At 31.0% G+C, this 20,980-nt stretch carries 14 protein-coding genes; 7 read left to right on the top strand and 7 right to left on the bottom strand.

Annotated features, from left to right (window positions below):
* The first annotated feature begins 29 nt into the window (after positions 1–29).
* From MC378_RS08700 to MC378_RS08690, 3 genes are all read left to right on the top strand, one after another.
* Complete coding sequence (locus MC378_RS08700) at positions 30–2,765, top strand: 2-oxoglutarate dehydrogenase E1 component (RefSeq protein ID WP_242178375.1); 2,736 nt, start codon at positions 30–32, stop codon at positions 2,763–2,765.
* A gap of 98 nt (positions 2,766–2,863) precedes the next feature.
* Positions 2,864–4,075 carry a 2-oxoglutarate dehydrogenase complex dihydrolipoyllysine-residue succinyltransferase gene (gene odhB / locus MC378_RS08695; protein WP_242178374.1) on the top strand — a complete coding sequence of 404 codons (1,212 nt, stop codon included), beginning with the start codon at positions 2,864–2,866 and terminating at the stop codon, positions 4,073–4,075.
* A 100-nt stretch (positions 4,076–4,175) separates the two neighbouring features.
* Positions 4,176–6,581: a helix-turn-helix domain-containing protein gene (locus MC378_RS08690; RefSeq protein WP_242178373.1), complete on the top strand. Its 2,406-nt coding sequence runs from the start codon at positions 4,176–4,178 to the stop codon at positions 6,579–6,581.
* 339 nt (positions 6,582–6,920) lie between these two features.
* Here the strand turns inward: MC378_RS08690 and MC378_RS08685 are convergent, their stop codons facing one another.
* The 3 genes from MC378_RS08685 to MC378_RS08675 are packed head-to-tail and all read right to left on the bottom strand — an operon-like array spanning position 6,921 to position 9,650.
* On the bottom strand, positions 6,921–7,520 hold the full coding sequence (locus MC378_RS08685) for a hypothetical protein (protein WP_242178372.1): 600 nt from the start codon (positions 7,518–7,520) through the stop codon (positions 6,921–6,923).
* Between the two features lie 5 nt (positions 7,521–7,525).
* Positions 7,526–9,211: a single-stranded-DNA-specific exonuclease RecJ gene (gene recJ, locus MC378_RS08680; protein WP_242178371.1), complete on the bottom strand. Its 1,686-nt coding sequence runs from the start codon at positions 9,209–9,211 to the stop codon at positions 7,526–7,528.
* 13 nt (positions 9,212–9,224) lie between these two features.
* Positions 9,225–9,650 (bottom strand): OsmC family protein, encoded by a 426-nt coding sequence (locus MC378_RS08675; protein ID WP_242178370.1) that lies wholly within the window; start codon positions 9,648–9,650, stop codon positions 9,225–9,227.
* An 83-nt stretch (positions 9,651–9,733) separates the two neighbouring features.
* On the opposite strand from MC378_RS08675, the gene MC378_RS08670 reads away from it, so the two are divergent.
* From MC378_RS08670 to MC378_RS08660, 3 genes are all read left to right on the top strand, one after another.
* The gene (locus MC378_RS08670) at positions 9,734–11,902 is read left to right on the top strand and encodes an Ig-like domain-containing protein (RefSeq protein WP_242178369.1); all 2,169 of its coding nucleotides are present in this window, start codon (positions 9,734–9,736) and stop codon (positions 11,900–11,902) included.
* A 162-nt stretch (positions 11,903–12,064) separates the two neighbouring features.
* The gene (locus MC378_RS08665) at positions 12,065–15,190 is read left to right on the top strand and encodes a SusC/RagA family TonB-linked outer membrane protein (RefSeq protein WP_242178368.1); all 3,126 of its coding nucleotides are present in this window, start codon (positions 12,065–12,067) and stop codon (positions 15,188–15,190) included.
* A gap of 12 nt (positions 15,191–15,202) precedes the next feature.
* A complete protein-coding gene (locus MC378_RS08660) occupies positions 15,203–16,684 on the top strand; it encodes a SusD/RagB family nutrient-binding outer membrane lipoprotein (RefSeq protein ID WP_242178367.1) in 1,482 nt (493 codons plus the stop codon).
* Between the two features lie 52 nt (positions 16,685–16,736).
* On the opposite strand, the gene MC378_RS08655 is transcribed toward MC378_RS08660, so the two are convergent.
* Complete coding sequence (locus MC378_RS08655) at positions 16,737–17,756, bottom strand: aminotransferase class I/II-fold pyridoxal phosphate-dependent enzyme (protein WP_242178366.1); 1,020 nt, start codon at positions 17,754–17,756, stop codon at positions 16,737–16,739.
* A gap of 2 nt (positions 17,757–17,758) precedes the next feature.
* Positions 17,759–18,769, bottom strand: coding sequence for a dipeptide epimerase (locus MC378_RS08650; RefSeq protein WP_242178365.1), 1,011 nt, complete (start codon positions 18,767–18,769; stop codon positions 17,759–17,761).
* 68 nt (positions 18,770–18,837) lie between these two features.
* Here MC378_RS08650 and MC378_RS08645 point away from each other — a divergent pair, with 68 nt between their 5' ends.
* Positions 18,838–19,440, top strand: a complete 603-nt coding sequence (locus MC378_RS08645) for a carboxymuconolactone decarboxylase family protein (protein ID WP_242178364.1) — start codon at positions 18,838–18,840, stop codon at positions 19,438–19,440.
* Positions 19,441–19,521: 81 nt separating this feature from the next.
* Here the strand turns inward: MC378_RS08645 and MC378_RS08640 are convergent, their stop codons facing one another.
* Positions 19,522–20,094 carry a uracil-DNA glycosylase family protein gene (locus tag MC378_RS08640; RefSeq protein WP_242178363.1) on the bottom strand — a complete coding sequence of 191 codons (573 nt, stop codon included), beginning with the start codon at positions 20,092–20,094 and terminating at the stop codon, positions 19,522–19,524.
* A 145-nt stretch (positions 20,095–20,239) separates the two neighbouring features.
* On the bottom strand, positions 20,240–20,911 hold the full coding sequence (rsmI, locus tag MC378_RS08635) for a 16S rRNA (cytidine(1402)-2'-O)-methyltransferase (protein WP_242178362.1): 672 nt from the start codon (positions 20,909–20,911) through the stop codon (positions 20,240–20,242).
* Between the last annotated feature and the right edge of the window lie 69 nt (positions 20,912–20,980).

Here is a 20,980-nt window from a genome sequence, read left to right as displayed (position 1 = left end):
AAGCTTATACTTAAAGCACAAAATATTATATGGACAAATTTTCGTTCTTAAACGCAGCACATACAGGCTTTATAGCCGATTTATACGATCAATATTTAATTAATCCAGATGCAGTTGAACCTAGTTGGAGAAGTTTTTTTCAAGGGTATGATTTAGCAAATGAGAATTATTCTTTAACTGATGAAGAAATTTCTAAGGAAGTTCCAGAAGAAGTAAGAAAAGAATTCTCTGTTGTAGATTTAATTAATGGATACAGAACTCGTGGACACTTGTTTACAAAAACAAATCCAGTAAGAGATAGAAGACAATACCACCCTACTTTAGAAATCGAAAATTTTGGTCTTGCAAAAGAAGATTTAGAAAAAACTTTTTCTGCAGGTGAAGTCTTAGGCTTAGGGACTGTGAAATTATCAGAAATAATAAAACACTTACAAAGTATTTATTGTGATTCTATTGGTGTAGAATACATGTACATGCGTAATCCAGAAAAAATTAAGTGGTGGCAAGATCGTTTAAATAAAAATGATAACCACCCAAGTTATTCTGTAGATGCTAAAAAATATATTCTTTCTAAATTAAATCAAGCTGTAACTTTTGAGAGTTTTTTACAAACAAAATATGTTGGCCAAAAACGATTCTCTTTAGAAGGAGGAGAAGCTTTAATTCCGGGTATTAGTGTTGCTTTAAGAGAAGCTGCAGAAAAATACGGAGTTGAAGAATGTGTTTTAGGAATGGCGCATAGAGGACGTTTAAATACCCTGGTTAATATTTTTAAAAAACCAGTTAGAGATTTGTTTAGCGAGTTTGAAGGAAAAGATTTTGAAGATGAAGATATCGATGGAGATGTGAAGTATCATTTAGGTTTAACATTGAGTAAAACCTATAGAGATGGTAATGAAATTACAATGAATTTAGTTCCTAACCCATCTCACCTAGAAACCGTAGCTTCTGTAGCAGAAGGAATTACAAGAGCTAAAATTGATAGAAAATATAATGGTGATGAAAGTAAAATATTGCCAATTATTATCCACGGAGACGCAGCAATTGCAGGTCAAGGAATTGCTTATGAAGTGGTTCAAATGGCAAAATTAAATGGTTATAAAACTGGAGGAACAATTCATATAGTTGTAAATAATCAAATAGGTTTTACTACCAATTATTTAGATGCTCGTTCTAGTACCTACTGTACAGATGTAGCAAAAGTTACTTTATCTCCTGTTTTGCATGTAAATGCAGATGATACAGAGGCTGTTTGTCATGCAATGGAAATGGCTCTAGAATTTAGAATGAAGTTTAAAAGCGATATTTTTATTGATTTATTAGGTTATAGAAAATATGGTCATAATGAAGGGGATGAACCTCGCTTTACACAGCCAAAATTATATAAAGCAATTTCTAAACATAAAAATCCAAAAGATATTTATGTAGATCAATTGTTAAAAGAGGGGTCTATTGAGGGATCTTATATAAATGAAATCACTACTGAGTTTAAACAAATGCTTGAAAAAGAATTTGATGCTTCTAAAAAAGAAAAAACTTCAAAAGTGAGAGAGTTTATGGAATCTACTTGGAAAGGTTTTATTCGTCAGCAGTTAGAAGCGATGCTTAAACCAACCAACACAACTTACCCAGTAGAAAATCTTAAAAATATTGCAAAAATAGTTTCTACAGTTCCAGAAGGTGTAAAGTTTGTTAGAAAAGCAGAACGAATTTTAGATGGAAGAGCAAAAATGGCTTTTACAACAAATCAATTAGATTGGGGGATGGCAGAAAATCTTGCCTATGGAAGTTTGATGGAAGAAGGATTTAATGTTCGTATATCTGGGCAAGATGTAGAAAGAGGAACTTTTTCTCACAGACACGCAGTTTTACGTGATGAAGTTACAGAAGAACGTATCAATTTATTAAATACAAATCCAAAGAGTACAGGAGAAATGACGATTTACAATTCGTTATTATCAGAATACGGTGTGCTTGGTTTTGATTATGGATATGCCATGGCTAATCCAAATACACTTACAATTTGGGAAGCTCAATTTGGAGATTTCTCAAATGGAGCACAAATAATGTTTGATCAATATATTTCTGCTGCAGAAGACAAATGGAAATTACAAAACGGAATCGTAGTTTTACTTCCTCATGGGTATGAAGGTCAGGGTTCTGAACATTCATCAGCAAGAATAGAGCGTTATTTACAATTGTGTGCAGTAGATAACATGACAGTTGCAAACTGTACAACACCTGCTAATTTCTACCACTTATTACGCAGACAAATGAAGCGTGATTATAGAAAACCATTAATTGTTTTTACACCAAAGAGTTTATTGCGTCATCCAAAAGCAGTGAATACAATAGAAGATTTAGCAACTGGAGAATTCCAAGAGGTTATAGATGATACATTAAACCCAAAAAATGTTAAGAAACTTGTTTTTTGTATGGGTAAATTCTATTACGATTTACTTGCAGAACGTGAAATCTTAGAAAGAGACGATGTTGCTTTGGTAAGAATAGAGCAATTGTTTCCTTTGCATTTAGAAAAATTACAACAAGTTATAGATAGATATCCAAATGTAAAAAACTATGTTTGGGCACAAGAAGAACCTAGAAATATGGGGGCTTGGAGTTTTATGTTAGAAAGATTTGATTTGGTAAAATTAAATGTACGTTCTCGTAAATACTACGCCGTTCCAGCTGCAGGTTCTAGCACACGATTCAAAAAACGTCATAAGGCGGTTATTGATAGTGTTTTTAATGATAATGAGTAGCGCGTTAAAGATTGTAAAAGTCTATTTTAACGCAAAAAAAATAAAAAGTAAAGTAATAAAAAGCTAATATTGTTTTAGCAAAAGCAAAAAAGAAAACCATGAGTGTTTTAGAAATGAAAGTTCCTTCTCCAGGAGAATCGATTACAGAAGTAGAAATTGCAACTTGGTTAGTTGAAGATGGAGACTATGTTGAAAAAGATCAACCCATTGCAGAAGTAGATTCTGACAAAGCAACTTTAGAGTTACCTGCGGAAGAAAGTGGGATTATCACTTTAAAAGCAGAAGAAGGAGATGCGGTTGCTGTAGGTGAAGTAGTTTGTTTAATTGATACAAGCGCTGCTAAACCTGCAGGTGATACACCTACAAAAACAGCAACTCCAAAAGAAGAAAAGAAAGCTGAAGTTAAAGAAGCTCCTAAAGCAGCAACATATGCTACAGGAACAGCTTCTCCTGCTGCTAAAAAAGTATTAGTAGAAAAAGGAATTGCAGCTTCTACTATAAAAGGAACAGGGAAAGATGGTAGAATTACCAAAGACGACGCTGTAAAAGCAGTGCCTTCTATGGGAACACAACCTGCAAGTGGTTCTAGAGGAACCGAACGTAAGAAAATGTCTATGCTACGTAGAAAAGTAGCAGAACGTTTAGTGGCTGTAAAAAGCGAAACAGCTATGTTAACTACGTTTAACGAAGTTAATATGCAACCAATTTTTGATTTACGTACGCAGTTTAAAGAAGATTTTAAAGCAAAACACGGAGTTGGGTTAGGCTTTATGTCTTTCTTTACGTTAGCTGTTGTTAGAGCTTTAAAATTATTTCCAGATGTAAACTCTATGATTGACGGAGATTTTCAAATCAAGAATGATTTTCAAGATATTTCTATTGCAGTTTCTGGACCAAAAGGTTTAATGGTTCCTGTTATTAGAAATGCAGAAAACTTATCGTTTAGAGGAGTAGAATCTGAAGTAAAACGTTTGGCATTAAGAGCAAGAGATGGGCAAATAACTGTTGATGAAATGACAGGAGGAACTTTTACAATTACCAATGGTGGTGTATTTGGTTCTATGTTATCAACGCCAATTATCAATCCTCCACAAAGTGGAATTTTAGGAATGCACAACATTGTAAATAGACCTATGGCTGTTAATGGACAAGTTGAAATTCAGCCAATTATGTATGTGGCACTTTCTTATGACCATAGAATTGTAGATGGTAGAGAATCTGTTGGTTTCTTAGTGGCTGTTAAAGAGGCTCTAGAAAATCCAGTTGAATTATTGATGGATAACAATCCAACAAAAGCATTAGAAATGTAGGCAAAAATTTTGCACAATAATTATATAAGTCCCAAGCTTTTTGCTTGGGATTTTTTATGAAATAATATCGGATTTATTATCTTGCATTAAAAAAGCTAAAATGCCTAAAAACCCTGAATTAGAACTTGCTGTACAATTTATAGATAAAACAGATCGGAATCTTTTTATCACAGGAAAAGCAGGTACAGGTAAAACTACTTTTTTGCATCAAATTAAAAATGAATCTTTAAAAAGAATGGTTATTGTGGCGCCAACGGGTGTGGCAGCAATTAATGCAAAAGGAGTTACCATTCATTCTTTTTTTCAAATGCCTTTTGGTCCTATTTTACCAAATCAGATTGCAAATACAAATCAGCAACGTAAGTTTTCTAAAACTAAAATTGATATTATCAAATCATTAGATTTGGTAATTATTGATGAAATTTCTATGGTTCGTGCAGATTTATTAGACGGAATAGATCAAGTATTACGCAGGTATAAAAACAGGAATAAAGTTTTTGGAGGCGCACAAGTTTTAATGATTGGAGATTTGCAACAATTAGCTCCTGTAGTAAGACCTAACGAATGGAGTTTGTTGCAACAACATTACGATACTGTTTACTTTTTTAGTTCTAAAGCGTATCAAGAAGCAAATGTGGTTTCTATCGAATTGAAACATATTTATCGTCAAAAAAATGAAGATTTTATCAAGATTTTAAATGAAATCAGAACAGATACTTTATCTGAAAAATCTGCAGAAATTTTAAATAGAAATTACAACCCAACTTTTTCACCAACAAAAGACGAGGGTTATATTACCTTAACAACTCATAATAATAGAGCCAATTTAATCAACAATTCCGAACTAAATAAACTTAAAAACAAAAGCTATTTTTTTGATGCAGAAGTTTCGGGTAAATTCAATGAAAATTCCTATCCGAATGCAGAAAAACTAGAATTAAAAATCGGAGCTCAAGTAATGTTTATCAAAAATGATTCGTCTCCAGAAAAAAGGTATTACAACGGGAAAATAGGAATTGTAACTGATATCTCTCGAGAAAATGTAACGGTTCAATGTCCTAATGAAATAGACGAAATAGTTACAGAAAAAGAAACTTGGGAAAATATTAATTACTCTATTAATGAAGAAACCAAAGAGATTAAAGAAGATGTTTCTGGTTCTTTTTCTCAGATTCCTTTACGATTAGCTTGGGCAATTACCATTCATAAAAGCCAGGGTTTAACATTCGAAAAAGCCATAATAGATGCAGAAGCATCTTTTGCACACGGACAAACCTATGTTGCCTTAAGCAGATGTACCTCTTTAGAAGGTTTGGTTTTAAAAACTCCAATTACTAGTAATGCAATTATTAACGACAGAACAGTAAGTGTTTTTAATGAAAGTGTAGAAGAAAACCACCCGGATGAAGGTGTTTTAAACGAATCTGAAAAACATTTTCAATTGAATTTAATTTCAGAACTATTCGATTACCAGCCATTTTTATACCCTATTTCTAGATTAATTGATATTTATTATAAAAATAAAACAAGTATAAATGGAGATGTAATTGATCATTTGCAAACCATAAAAGACGATGGTGTTGTAGCTTTAATGAAAGTCTCTAATGGATTTAAGAATCAATTAGCACAAATTTCTGAGGATTGTATTCTTCCAGAAAACAGCTCTCAAATTCAAGAACGTTTTACAAAAGCAATCGATTATTTTTTAACCCAAACAAAAAATAACATTCTAAAACCTTTAAATACCATCGAATTTTCTACAGATAATAAAGCGGTAAAAAAAGATTTTACTACTCAATTTGATGCTTTACAAGAAAAGCTAATGGAAAAATTGTTTGCTCTAAATAAGATGACCAATGGTTTTAAGGTTCAAGAATATTTAAAAGTAAGAGCAAAAGCCGTTTTACAAAAATCTGCGCTTACAGCTAAGAAAAAGAAATTATCTACCAGAAAAGATCCTTTGTTGGCTTTAAAATTAAGAGAACTACGTGATGAAATTCGCATAAATGAAAACATACCTGCCTTTCAAATATTTACGCAAGAAACTTTATACGCTATGTGCGATGCATTGCCTAGAACAGAAAAAGAATTACTGAAAATAAAAGGAATGGGTAAAATTCGTTTTTCTAAATACGGAGAAGAAATTTTAGAGGTTATAGAAAAATATTGTAATGAAAATGGAATTAATAAACAAAACGAGCAAAAAAAAGAAAATAAAAAACCAACCAAACAAATTACTTTAGAGTTGTTTAAATCGGGGCTTTCTGTAAAAGAAATTGCTAAAGAACGTAGTTTAACTTCTGGAACCATAGAAAGCCATTTGGCAAGTTTTATTCCGTCTGGAGATGTGGATATTTTAGAATTAATCGATATTAAAAAATATAAGAAAATTGTAAATGCTATAGAGAATACCGATTTTAAAAGCTTAACAGAATTGAAAGAAAAAGTAGATAAATCTTTTACTTTTATGGAATTGAGAATGGTTTTACTGTCTATGGAAAATTAATTTAAAATATTATTAAAATAAAACGCAAGTTTTATTAAAAACGAACGTCTAAAGATATATGATAAGTAATTACTTATCATATTCTTTTTCATAGCAATTTTCCCACTTCATAATTAAGGAGTGGGTTTTTTATTCAAAAAAAACGTAATTTTAAAATAATATTTAGAAGCTATTTCCTGTTTTTCACTATATCTTTTTTCTTCTGTTCTCTATATAAATTTATTCATTCTTCACAAATTCACTCGAACTGACAGAAAAAAGGTTAAGAATATCAGTAGTTATTCGAAGGGTTTCAATTAGGTTCAAGAATTTTTGGTGATTATATATAATTATAAAGAACTATTCTTCTTTATAGTTATTAGGTATAGAAATTGGATAATTTGATTTTTCTAAGAGTAATTCTAGTAATTTATCAATATCGGCTTTTTTATACTCCAAAGTATTTATTTTAAGCTTGTAATTATCATCAAATCTAAACTCTAATTTTTTACTAATCCTATCAAATAAAATTCGATTTAAACCAGTGATATCTCTTTTATTAGTCCATTTCTCTATAAAGATAAATTCATTATTTCTTATGAATAATGTATATGGTTTCTTTTTCTTGTATAGAAAAAATATAATTATGTCCAATACTATTGCTGTCCATGTAAATAACAGCAAAATGATTTTTGTAGAAGTATCAAAATTTAAATTAATTGTTATCATTGTCATTTGAATTACAAAAAAAGAATGATACCATGTTATTAACTTCTTTTGACTTTTTATTTTGAAACTTGATTCAATTTTTTTATCAAAAACTGAATATTCCCAATAAAATAGAATTAAATAAAAGGATGGGATAATTAATAATTTAAGAAAAAGTACAATTGGTCCTTCAAAAAAAAATAATGCAACAAAAATAATTAATAACGAGATTAAACTAAAAGAATACTTCATACTAATTATTTCAAATCCTTCAATAACAACTGAATCGATTTATATCCATTCCATTCATTTTCATCTAAAGCATAGACAATATCAAAATCATTCTGAACAAATTCCATTTTATCACCCAAACCAAAACCTATTGAGTTAAAAGTCTTTTTATTATCACCCTGAAAAACATTCAGTTTTAAATGTGTTTTGTCTGCTCCAACTTGTTTTCCATAACCATTATCTCTTACACAACGAGTTTTAAAAACGGGTCTCATATTCATAGGTCCAAAAGGCGCCATTTGTTGAATGATTCTAAAAAATTTGGGAGTAATTTCTGACAAATCTATTTCTGCATCTATAGCAATTTCAGGTGTTAGCAATTCTTTATCAATCGTTGCTTTTACAACCTCTTCGAACTTGTTTTTAAAATTCTCATAGTTTTCTGGTAATAAAGTCAAACCCGCTGCATATTTATGTCCGCCAAACTGTTCTATAAATTCTTCACATGCTTGCAAAGCATTATAAACATCAAAACCTTTAACAGAACGAGCAGAAGCTGCTAATTTATCGCCACTTTTGGTAAAAACTAATGTGGGTCTGTAATATTTTTCTATCAATCTAGAAGCAACAATTCCAATAACACCTTTGTGCCAATCTTCTTTATAAACAACAGTAGAGAAACCTTGTTCTTCATCATTATCTATAATTTGAATAATGGCTTCATCTGTAATTTTTTTGTCCAGATTTTTTCTATCGGCATTAAAAATTTCTATGGCAGCAGCAAAATCAACTGCAGAATCAAAATCCATTTCTGTCAATAATTCTACGGCATAATTACCGTGTTTCATTCTTCCAGCTGCATTAATTCTTGGGGCAATGGTAAAAACAACATCGGTAATGGTGAGTTCTGTTTTTTTAACTTGGTGAATGATGGCTTTAATTCCGTTTCTTGGATTTTGGTTTATTACTTGTAAACCATGGTAAGCCAATACTCTATTTTCTCCATTCATGGGTACAATATCTGCTGCAATTGCAGTAGCAACTAAGTCTAAGTAGGGTACAAAATCTTCTATAGTTTGATCTCTAGAAACTCCTAAAGCCTGAATTAATTTAAAACCAACGCCACAACCACACAATTCATCAAAAGGATAATTACAATCTTCTCTTTTGGCATTTAAAACGGCAACTGCTTTTGGAATTTCATCACCAGGTTTGTGATGGTCACAAATGATAAAATCGATATTTTTTTTGGTAGCATAGGCAACTTTATCGATGGCTTTTATTCCGCAATCTAAGGCAATAATTAAAGAAAAATCATTGTCTTGTGCAAAATCGATCCCCATATAAGAAACTCCATAACCTTCTGCGTATCTATCGGGAATATAGGTTGCAATATTGGGGTAAATAGTTTTTAAATAAGAAGCAACTAATGAAACTGCTGTAGTTCCATCTACATCATAATCGCCATAAACTAGAATGTTTTCGTTGTTAGCAATTGCTGTTTCTATTCTGGCAACAGCCAAATCCATATCCTTCATTAAAAAAGGATCGTGAATATCTTTTAAACTAGGGCGGAAATATCTTTTTGCTTCTTCAAAAGTTTCAATATTTCTTTGGCAAAGAATTTGTGCAATGGTTGTGTTAACTTGAAGATCTTCCGCTAATTTATGTATTTTACTTTTTGGGGGTTGAGTTTTTAACGTCCATCTCATAGCAGTTTATTTTCTATTTTTTATGTAGAAATATTTCTGTTTTTACTTCGGCAAATTGGCGGAACATTTCCATAACACCACAATATTTTTCAACAGATAAATCTACAGCTTTTTTAATTTTATCTTCTTTTAAATCATTTCCAGAAAAGTGATAATCAACTTTTACCTTATAATAGAACTTTGGATGTTCTTCTGTTAGTTCTCCAGTAACTTCAATTTTAAAATCGGTTACTTCTGCACGCATTTTCTTTAATAAAGACACTACATCTAAGCCAGAGCAGCCTGCTAAAGAAGACAGCATTAAAGCTTTTGGAGCAAAACCAACTTTGGTTCCGTTGTCATCAGAGTTATTAAACATAATTAATTTATGTTCACTTGGATTATTAGTTTCGAAATCATTATTTCCTTTCCAAATTGTTGTTACTGTATTTGTAGTCATATTTGATGTTTTATTTTAGAGTTATTAAAATTGAAATAGTAAATTGTGCTTTCTTACAAAAATAAGAAAACCCATATAAGTTAATGATTAAAAAAGATAAATATCTAAGTTATCAATATATAGTTTTTACTTTTTTATTATTGATGATGAGTTCTTTTTTGTATTCACAAGATAATGCTCCGTCGATAACAGCAGAAGGAAGACAAGCTTTTTGTGTAGAAAGTTCTATTAAAATAGTTACAGATTTTACTATTACAGATATTGATGATACTGGTATTGGTTTGTTTTTTATTCAAATTTCATCAGGTTATCAAGTTAATTTTGATGTTTTAGAGTTAACAGGAAGTCATCCAAGTATTGTTTCTAATTGGGATGTAGTAGAAGGAAAGTTAACTTTAATAGCTGCAGGAAGTAGTACAGAGATTTTATTTTCAGATTTAGAAAATGCAGTTAAAGATGTTGTTTTTAAAACAACGGCAACAGATGTTGTGCCAGAAAAATCTTTTTCGCTAAGTATTGGTGATGCAAATTACCTTCCAGCAACAGATCATTTTTATGAATTTGTTTCTATACCAAATATAACTTGGAGTGCTGCAAAGGTTGCTGCGGAAAACAGAATGTATTATGGCAGGCAAGGTTATTTAGCCACATTAACAAGTCTAGAGGAAGCTCAGTTTGCAGGTGAGCAGGCTTCGGGTACTGGTTGGATTGGAGGAAGTGATGAAGAAACAGAAGGTGTTTGGAAATGGGTTACAGGTCCAGAAATCGGAACAATTTTTTGGAATGGAAAAGTTAATGGATCTACTCCTAATTATGCCAATTGGAATGATAACGAACCAAATGATTTTGGAGGAAATGAAGATTATGCACACATTACAGACCCTTCAATAGGAATTCGAGGTGCGTGGAATGATTTGCCAAACGAAGGGGGAACAAACTTATACGAACCAAGAGGTTATATAGTTGAGTATGGAGTTCCTGGAGATCCTTCTTTAAATATTGTAGCAAGTACAAGTATTTATATACCACAAATAAATAACATAACAGAAGCAACTCTTTGTGAATCGGGTTCGGCAACAATTGAAGCAACAGCAAATGAAGGGGTGCTTTTGTGGTATGATGCTCCAGTTAATGGAACTTTAGTACATTCTGGAAGTAGTTTTACAACACCAATAATTAATACTTCAACTGTTTATTATGTTACGGTATCTGTTAATGCTTGTACAACATTACAAAGAACAGTGGTAAATGTAGTAGTTAATCAAAGACCAACTATAACTAATATTACTGACGATTTAATTTGTAGCGGGTCAGCAATTTTAAGAGCAAGTGCTTCGGAAGGAAGTATATATTGGTATGATTCTATATCGAGTATCACACCTTTGTTTGTTGGAAATAATTTTCAAACACCAAATTTAAATTCAACTACTACATATTATATAGAGGCTGTTATTTCAAATTGTACGTCATCACAAAGATCAACAGTTACAGCAGTTGTAGATAATACTATTCCTGAGTTTGATGTTTCCCAAGAAGTTGTTGTTTTGTGTAGTGATATTGGTTCGGTAAACTTAGAAACTGAAAATGCTGGTGGAAACTATACATATATTTGGGAAAAAGACAGAACGGTAATAACAGGGAATTCATCAAGTATAAATGTTAATTCTGCAGGGGTTTATACTGTAAAAGCAATTTCAGAAGCTGGTTGCGAATCTTTAGAAAAAACAATTAGAGTTAGAAATTCTGAAAGCGCAACAATTACAAGAGAAGATGTTGTTATAGATGATTCTGGTAACAATTCTATTTTAGTAACAAATTTAAATTTAGGAATTGGAGAATATGAGTTTGCTATTGATGATGAGTTTGGTACATATAAAGACAATGGTTTTTTTGATAATCTTTTACCAGGAATACATACATTATATATTCGAGATAAAGGAGGTTGTGATATAACAGAATTAAAATTTAGTATTTTAAAATATCTAAAATTTTTCACACCGAATAATGATGGAGAAAACGATGTTTGGAAGATTGAAGGGTTTGATAAAGATTTTTATACCATTTCTAATGTTTATATATATAATAGGTATGGTAATTTAGTTTTTATTCTTAATAATGAAAATGAAAGTTGGGACGGAAACTATCAAGGAAAAAAATTACCTTCAAATAGTTATTGGTTTAAAACTATTTTAACCGATGTCAATGGCCTTTCTATAGAAAAAATCGGCAACTTTAGTTTACTTAGAAATTAAATAATTGTTAATATTTTTTCTAATTTACCGCATAATTACTGCATAATTATTGCATTTTATAGGTAAAAATTATTTTTTTTGCGGTTTTTATTGATTTTTTGCGACAATTATGATTTTTTTAACTAATTTTATAAAAAATATTAATCAATAAAATCGTTTTTCATGAGAAAAAAACTTATTATTTTAACTGTTTTATGCTTGTCGTTAACGGTAAACTTTTATTCGCAAGAGTTAACTATTAAAGGAAAAGTATCTGATAGTACGGGAGAATTATTAGGGGTAAGTGTCCTAGTAAAAGGTACTACCAATGGAACTAGTACAGATTTCGATGGAATGTATTCAATTAAAGCATCCAAAGGAGATACATTAATCTTTTCTTATCTCGGTTTCAAGACAAAGGAAATAGTAGTAACTAAAGCTACATTAAATGTAACTCTTGAAGAAGATGCGAGTCTTCTAGAAGAAATTGTAGTTACTGCCTTCGGGATCAAAAAAGAAGAACGATCATTAGGATACTCTGTACAACAGGTAAAGGCAGAAAATTTAGAACTTAAAGGACAAACAAGTGCAATTTCTGCATTACAAGGTCGTATAGCAGGTGTTCAAATTAATCAATCTTCTGGTGCATCTGGTGGAGGTTTAGACATTTTAATTAGAGGGGTTACATCGGTAAACCCAGATAGAAATAATCAACCATTAATAATTGTTGATGGATTGGCATTAAATAATGATACTTTTTCTGGAAATGTTTTGCCGAGTGCTGGTACAAACTCACCAAGTAGTTCAGAACAATTTTCTTTTTCTAATAGAGGTTCTGATATTAATCCAGAAGACATAGAAAGCTTTAGTGTTTTAAAAGGTGCGGCTGCAACAGCTTTGTATGGAGTTAGAGCATCTAATGGAGCAATTATTATTACCACAAAAAAGGGTAAAAAAGGAAAAGCTAAAATAGGAATTTCTACTTCTACAACTTTTAGAAGAATCACTAAGACTCCAGAACTTCAAACAACATATAGAGAAGGTTATAGTGGTTTGCCAAGAGCATTATATACTCCAGAAACCGATACAGGTTTTACAAGATTAGGAGGAACAGTGTTTTATTCTTGGGGACCAAAATATTCAGATGATTCTGCTATAGTTGGAGGTAATACGGTAGATTTATCAAACGATAAGTTTTATAGCCCTTATGATTTGTTTAAAACAGGAATTAACAGAAGTGTTAATTTTAATATTAGTGGAGCTAATGATAAAATGGATTATTTCTTTTCTATTGGAGATAACTCAGAAGAAGGAGTTTTACCAAATACAGGATATGATAGAACAACGATAAGAATGAAAGGATCTTATCAAATGACAGATAAACTTAAAATTAGTTCTTCTGTTTCTTATACAAAAGCAGGAGGAAATAGAGCAAACGGAGGAGATAAATCTGTTTTTAGTTCTTTAGCTTATTATTCAGCAACTTTTCCAATTAATGATTATCAAAATGCTGATGGATCTCAACGTAATTATTCATTTGGTGTAATTGATAATCCTAGATATTTCCTAGAAAAAAGTCCTTTAAAAGATGATGTAAATCGTTGGGTAGGAAATGTTACTTTTAACTGGGCACCTAAAGATTGGATTAATGTTACTTATTCTGCTCAAATAGATAATTATTCTGACAAAAGAAATCGTTTTATGGTACCAGAGTTAGATGCTGGTTCTCAAGTAGGTGGTTTTATAGTAGATCAAAATATTAATTTTACAGGTTTAGAATCTAATTTATTAGTAAGTTTAAATAAAGATTGGTCAGAAGATTGGACTACTACTTTAACTTTAGGTAATCAAATATCAGACACAAAAAGAGATTATTCTTATATTAGAGGAGAAACTTTAAATGTACCTGGAATTAACGATTTAGCAAATACAATTAATACGTTTGCAGGAAACAGCATTACTCAATTAAGAAATGTAGGTGTTTTTGGAGAATTAGTTGTAGGTTATAAAAATAAATTATTCTTAACCGTAACTGGAAGAAACGATTGGGTATCTACATTGCCAAAAGAAAATAGATCTTTCTTTTATCCTTCTGTAAGTTTAGCTTATGATATTAGAGATTTAATTACTGAAGATCGTGATATTTTATCTTTTGCTAAGTTAAGAGCATCATGGGCAGAAGTAGGAAAAGGACCTTTGTTTGGTCAGGTTGGTCATTATTTTCTTGCTGATGGAGATTTCCCATTTGGAGGTTCTGGAGGTTATAGAGCTAGTACAAGATTAGGAGATACTGATATGATTCCTGAAAGTAATAAATCTATTGAATTTGGAGGAGATTTCAGATTTTTTAACAATAGACTTAGATTTGATTATTCATATTATAGAACAAGAATTGAAAACCAAATATTTACAGTTGGTACAGGATATTCTACAGGTTTATCAGGAATTGTTAGAAATGCAGGTGACTTTCAAACATCTGGTCATGAGTTCTCTGTTTCAGGAGACATTATAAAAAATGATAACTTTAAATGGGAAGCAATATTAAACTGGTCTACTAATGAAGGTGAGGTATTGTCTTTGCCAGATGATATCGAAAGTTTAGTATTTGCTAATTCAGGTTTTGCAGGAGTAACTTCAGAAATTAGAGATGGAGATAAAATGGGAACCTTATATGGTTATAAATGGAGATATGAAAATGGAGAACGTTATATAGCTAGTGATGGTTTACCAAGAGTAGATTTAACAGAAAGAGTTAAAGTAGGAAATGCTTTTCCAGACTTTATAGCGTCTTTATCTAATAGATTTACCTATAAAGGATTTAATTTAAACTTCTTATTAGAATGGAAAAAAGGAGGAGATTTATATGACTCTGGTAGAAGAAATTCTATAAGAAACGGTATTTTAAAAGTTACAGAAGTTAGAGATGTTTCTATGGTTTTAGAAGGTGTTATGGATGACGGTTCAGGAGGTTTTATAACAAATACACAAGAAGGTTTAATAGATCAAAATTATTATAGAAGTTCTACTAGTTATAACAGGGCTGCAGAAGTTTTAGTGCAAGATGCTTCTTGGGTAAAATTAAGAACCATTGGAGTAACTTATAATTTCAAAAGCTCAGTTTTAGACAGACTTAAAATTAGTAACTTATCTATTTCTGCTAACGCAAATAATATTTTATTATGGACACCATATGAAGGCTATGACCCAGAAGGAAGTCAATATAGTGCAGGTACTAATGTTTATGGATTTACTGGTTTAAGTACACCAATTAGCGAGAGTTATTCATTAGGAATTAAATTAGGACTTTAAAAAATAATAATAATGAGAAGAATTATAACAAAAACAATAATAGCTTTAACATTAATAGTTAGTGTTACAGCTTGTAGCGATGAGTATTTTAATACCAATACGCCGTCAGGAACGGCAGATGTATCGGAATTGAGAATGAACGATTTGTTAGCTCCGGTTATTCATAGTACAATGGAAGGACAGCGTTCTGCCGAATTAGCTTTTGGAAATTATACACAATACTTTGTAGGACAAGGGGGAGTCGCTTCTGGGGAAACTACAGCAAGTGGTCTTTGGTCTCAAGTATATTTATATATTTTACCTAATATTAAAGTAATTAAAGAAAAAGCAGCAGAAAAAGGTGCAACTCATTATGCAGCCGTTGCAGATATCTTAACAGCAATTAACTTAGGAATAGCAACAGATACTTGGAATAACATTCCTTATTCAGAAGCTACTTTAGGTCAAAATAACCTTTTTCCTAAATTTGATACTCAAGATCAAATTTACACATCAATCTTTACATTATTAGATAGCGCTATATCTGCATTAAGTAGTCCAGATAATTCAGGAATATTTATTGGTAGAGAAGATTTAATTTATAATGGAGATACTGATAAATGGTTAAGAGCTGCTTATACGTTAAAAGCACGTTATCAATTACGTCTTTTAAATAAAGGAACAGTAACAGCAAATGATGTGTTAACTACAATTGCTAATGGCTTTACATCTATTAGTGATGATTTTGAAATGTATTACGATGATAAAAACATCAACCCTTGGTATTCTGTTGAGGTTTTATCTAAAGCTACTGGTAACTACCATAATGATATCGCAAGTCAATTAATAAGTACGATGAATGGAGATAATTATCCTTTTCAAAGTGGACTATTAACAGTAGACCCTAGGTTATCAGAATTTGCTACTAATGATGGAGCAGCTGATTGGAAAGGTTATGTTAGTGGTGGTGGTGGATTATCTCCTGACGGAGTTACAAATGGGAATACTGGTTTTGTAGCAGACGGATATTATACAAGTATCGATTCTCCTTTAATGTTAATCAGTTATGCTGAGGCAATGTTTATAAAAGCAGAAGCAGCATTTTTAGCAAATGGTGGAGACGAAACTAGTGTGGGTTCTACTGCAACAGCTTATACAGCTTATATGAATGGAATTGCAGCGAGTATGAATAGATATTCTGTAAATGGTGCAGATTATATGGCTGATGGTGCTGTAGCAGTTGGTGCAGGTGGATTAATGTTAAACCATATTATGAAAGAAAAATATATTCATAACTTTTTAAACCCTGAAACATTTGTAGATTTTAGAAGATATAATTTTTCTGATGATGTTTTTAAAGGTCTTAAAATAAGAGAAGAAATTGATACAACAGGAGATTATTTTGGTCAGTGGTTTAGAAGAGCTACTTATCCATCTACAGAATTAAATAGAAATAGAGAAAATGTAGAAGCAAACCAACAAACACCAGTAACAAAAGTTTGGTGGGAACAATAAGATTCAATAAATAATTTTAAAAAAGGCTTTAATAGAAATATTAAAGCCTTTTTTATTTTACAATATTTAGAAGGGAATCTAATTCTGTTTTATTATGATTTGCATTCAAAACAATTCGATTGAATTTTTTAGAACTGGTAGCATAATAAAAAGAAGTGATAAGTATCTTTGTATCAAATAAAATTTGAGCAATTTCTTCATTAGAATGAAAAAAAACAGGATATGATTTGTCTATAGTAATTAATGGATTGTCTTTTAATTTACTAAAAATATAATCTATATTTCTTTGAAGTTTTAATCGTTGATGATTATAAATTTCTTGTGCATTTAAAAATACATCTAAAAAAGCAGGACTCATACCTGCGCAGCCAATAAAAAGCGGATCTTTATTAATTAAGTTTATAAAATCTGAATTTCCAGCAATTACCCCTCCATTAATTCCGAAAGCTTTGCCTAAAGAAGAAGTAATAATCACTTTTATATTGTTCCTTTTTGGAATTGAATTAGAGATCCCATTTCCGTTTTTACCTAGGATACCTAAGCTATGAGATTCATCAATAACTAAATAAATAGTATTAGAAGTATCAATTTCGTCTAAAAAATGTAAAGAAAAAGGAGTAGTTTCAAATGCTGCAATAGCATCCATAACAATACCTATTTTTTTATTTTTTATAGATTTTAACGATCTATTTAAGACGGAGTTTTCAAATACAGGTTCTGTGTTTTGGGGTAAAATTGCCGGATGTGTTTTTGGCATAGAATAAAAGACATTTACCAAAGGGTCTAATGTTTTTATTACAAAATAACCAGCTAAAGTACCTGATGAAACTGTAAGAGCTGTTTCTGTTTTTAAAAAGTTGGCTAAAAAAAGTTCTGCTTTTTCATAAACAGCTAATTTTATGTTTGCACTTCTAGAACTTCCATAAGAAGTTCCCCATTTTTGAATAGCTTTTACAACAAGTTTTTGAAATTCTGCTAAAGCTGCAACCCCTAAATAAGAAGTTCCACTAAAATATAAATATTCTTTTCCGTTTAAAGAAGCAGTTGTATTTGGTAGTTTTTCTAATTGCATATTTATAATAAAGAAGCACCTATTCCATTTTCATCGGCATAAGAAATTACACCATTATCTATGGTTATTCCTTTTGCAATATCTTTTTTAAGTAACAAACCGCCATCCATATCTACATAATCTAAAAGCGGTAATAGGTGTGCAATTGCAGAAATACCTACAGTAGATTCTGTCATACAGCCCACCATTGTTTTCATACCTAAAGACTTTGCTTTTTCTAACATTCTTTTTCCAGGAGTTAAGCCTCCACATTTTGTTAGTTTTACATTTACTCCGTGAAATAAACCAGCACATTTTTCTACATCACTTTCTATAATACAGCTTTCATCAGCAATAATTGGCAAAGCAGAATTTTTGTATAATTTTTTTGCTCCTTCAATATCATTAGCTTTTAAAGGTTGTTCTAAAAACTCTACGCCTAATTCTTTTAATTTGTATGAATTTTCAATAGCTTCATCTGCTGTCCAGCCACAATTTGCATCAATTCTAAAAATGGCATCAGAATGTTTTCTTAACTCTGTAACAATTTCAATGTCATTTTTAGTACCTAATTTTATTTTATAAATTGGCCAAGGAAGCTCTTTCATTTTGGCAACCATTTTCTCAACAGAGTCAATTCCAATAGTATAATCTGTTAATGGATTTTTATCTGTATTGAAACCCCATACTTCGTATAATTTCTTTCCTTTTTTACGAGCAGATAAATCATTAAACGCCATATCTAAAGCACATAAAGCAAACATGTTTTCTGTAAATAATGGTTGTAGCTTTTTCCAAAAATCAGCAGGTTCTTCTTCTGATAAAGAAGTGATAAAAGACATATTTTTTCGAATTATAGCCATAGAATTTTCTACTGTAACATTGTAATACGGATTCGAAGTTGCCTCTCCAAAACCTCTAAAATCACCATCAATCAATTCAACAACTAATGATGGTTGAAAATCATGAGACTCTCTAGAGATGGTAAATGTGTGTTTTAACTCAAGATTATAAGAATGTAGTTTAATTTTCATTTTTAAAAGTTATATTTATCGTAAAGTTATAAAATTAGATTTCGATATTTCAATAAAAAAATAAAAATATGGCATTAGTTACACCACTAGAAGCAGAACATGATTTAGAAACCAAAAAATTAGCAGAATTCTTTAATGAAACTTTGGGTTTTTGCCCAAATTCTGTTTTAACAATGCAAAGAAGACCCGCAATTTCTAAAGCTTTTATCAATTTAAATAAAGCGGTAATGGCAAATGAAGGTAGGGTTACATCTGCTTTAAAAAGAATGATTGCTTGGGTATCTAGTAATGCTACAGGTTGTAGATATTGTCAGGCGCATGCAATTAGAGCTGCAGAACGTTATGGAGCAGAACAAGAACAATTAGATAATATTTGGGAATATAGAACTCATAAAGCATTTTCTAATGCAGAAAGAGCGGCTTTAGATTTTTCTTTAGCAGCTTCTATGGTGCCAAATGCTGTAGATGCTAAAATTAAAAAAGAGCTTTATAAATATTGGGATGAAGGTGAAATTGTTGAAATGTTAGGTGTAATTTCTCTTTTTGGGTATTTAAATAGATGGAACGATTCCATGGGAACAACTTTAGAAGAAGACGCAATTGACAGCGGAAATCAATTTTTAGGAAAACATGGTTTTGAAGTTGGAAAACATGATGGTTCTATGTACTAATTTTATGTTTGTTATAGAATAGTTAAGAGCCCTTTTTACTTAAAAAAAATCAAGAGATATTATGATTTTATTTAAAACTAACTACTTTAAAATAGTTGTAACTCTTTTCTGTAATTCTGGAATTACATTTTTCTCAAACCATGGGTTTTTAGTTAACCAAAAGCGATTTCTAGGTGATGGATGTGGCAAAACAAAATACTTAGGTAAGTACGATGGATAATTATCTACCGTTTCTGTGAGTGTCTTTTTAGCTTTGTCTTTTAGGTAGTATTTTTGTGCGTACATTCCTATTAAAATAATCATTTGTAGATTTGGCATTAACTCAAATAATTGTTGATGCCATTGCGGAGCGCATTCTTTTCTCGGTGGTTTGTCTCCACTTTTTCCTTTTCCTGGATAACAAAATCCCATAGGTATAATAGCAAATTTTTCTACATCATAAAAATCTTCATCAGAAACATTGAGCCATTTACGTAATTGCTTACCACTTGTATCATCCCAAGGAATTCCAGACTTATGAACCTTTGTTCCTGGAGCTTGACCAATTATGACAATTTTAGAATTTTTATGTGCAGTAACTACAGGATTTGCGCCCAAATCTAAATGTGATTCGCAAATTTTACATTGTTTTATTTCAGAGAGGAGGTGTTTCATGAATGTTGAAGTTAATCTAATTCATCATATTCATCAGTTCCTTTTTGAAACCAATCATTTCCTTTTATGGTTTTTAGATATAGAATATAAATTGCAACAATAGAAATTATGATAATAGTAATATTTTCTTTTTTTTGATAAAAAGTTACTTCTTCCCTTCAACAATCACAACAATTTCACCTTTTGGAGGTTTTGCAGTATAATATGCTAATACTTCTGTGGCAGTTCCTCTAATAGTTTCTTCAAACATTTTTGTCAATTCTCTAGAAACAGAAACTTGTCTGTCTGCTCCAAAATATTCTACAAAATGACCCAAAGTTTTTACTAATTTATGTGGAGATTCATAAAAAACCATCGTTCTTTTTTCTTCTGCTAATAATAAGAAACGCGTTTGTCTTCCTTTTTTAACAGGTAAAAAACCTTCAAACACAAATTTATCATTTGGCAAACCAGAATTGACCAAAGCGGGTACAAAAGCAGTTGCTCCTGGTAAACAATCCACCTCTATATTATTTTCTACACAAGCTCTGGTTAATAAAAAACCAGGGTCAGAAATTGCAGGTGTTCCAGCATCTGATATTAAAGCGCAAGTTTCTCCGTTTTGTATTCTTTGTACAATTCCTTTTACAGATTTGTGCTCGTTATGCATATGATGACTGTGCATTTGAGTAGCGATTTCAAAATGTTTTAAAAGTTTACCACTAGTACGGGTGTCTTCTGCTAAAATAAAATCGACTTCTTTTAGAATTCTAATGGCTCTAAAAGTCATGTCTTCTAAATTACCGATTGGTGTAGGAACTAAAAATAATTTGCTCATGTAATAAATACTTATTAGTGCAAATTTACAAAGAATAAGATGGATTCAGCGTTACCGATTGCAGCATTT

The organism is Polaribacter marinus, assembly GCF_022662535.1.
GTDB lineage: Bacteria > Bacteroidota > Bacteroidia > Flavobacteriales > Flavobacteriaceae > Polaribacter > Polaribacter marinus.
Note: the sequence above shows the minus strand (reverse complement) of the source record. Positions and strands in the feature narration are given on the sequence as shown.

Excerpts from the sequence above, each read along its gene's own strand:
- MC378_RS08700 (WP_242178375.1), top strand. The coding sequence starts at position 30 with ATGGACAAATTTTCGTTCTTAAACGCAGCACATACAGGCTTTATAGCC.
- odhB (WP_242178374.1), top strand. The coding sequence starts at position 2,864 with ATGAGTGTTTTAGAAATGAAAGTTCCTTCTCCAGGAGAATCGATTACA.
- MC378_RS08690 (WP_242178373.1), top strand. The coding sequence starts at position 4,176 with ATGCCTAAAAACCCTGAATTAGAACTTGCTGTACAATTTATAGATAAA.
- MC378_RS08685 (WP_242178372.1), bottom strand. The coding sequence starts at position 7,520 with ATGAAGTATTCTTTTAGTTTAATCTCGTTATTAATTATTTTTGTTGCA.
- recJ (WP_242178371.1), bottom strand. The coding sequence starts at position 9,211 with ATGAGATGGACGTTAAAAACTCAACCCCCAAAAAGTAAAATACATAAA.
- MC378_RS08675 (WP_242178370.1), bottom strand. The coding sequence starts at position 9,650 with ATGACTACAAATACAGTAACAACAATTTGGAAAGGAAATAATGATTTC.
- MC378_RS08670 (WP_242178369.1), top strand. The coding sequence starts at position 9,734 with ATGATTAAAAAAGATAAATATCTAAGTTATCAATATATAGTTTTTACT.
- MC378_RS08665 (WP_242178368.1), top strand. The coding sequence starts at position 12,065 with ATGAGAAAAAAACTTATTATTTTAACTGTTTTATGCTTGTCGTTAACG.
- MC378_RS08660 (WP_242178367.1), top strand. The coding sequence starts at position 15,203 with ATGAGAAGAATTATAACAAAAACAATAATAGCTTTAACATTAATAGTT.
- MC378_RS08655 (WP_242178366.1), bottom strand. The coding sequence starts at position 17,756 with ATGCAATTAGAAAAACTACCAAATACAACTGCTTCTTTAAACGGAAAA.
- MC378_RS08650 (WP_242178365.1), bottom strand. The coding sequence starts at position 18,769 with ATGAAAATTAAACTACATTCTTATAATCTTGAGTTAAAACACACATTT.
- MC378_RS08645 (WP_242178364.1), top strand. The coding sequence starts at position 18,838 with ATGGCATTAGTTACACCACTAGAAGCAGAACATGATTTAGAAACCAAA.
- MC378_RS08640 (WP_242178363.1), bottom strand. The coding sequence starts at position 20,094 with ATGAAACACCTCCTCTCTGAAATAAAACAATGTAAAATTTGCGAATCA.
- rsmI (WP_242178362.1), bottom strand. The coding sequence starts at position 20,911 with ATGAGCAAATTATTTTTAGTTCCTACACCAATCGGTAATTTAGAAGAC.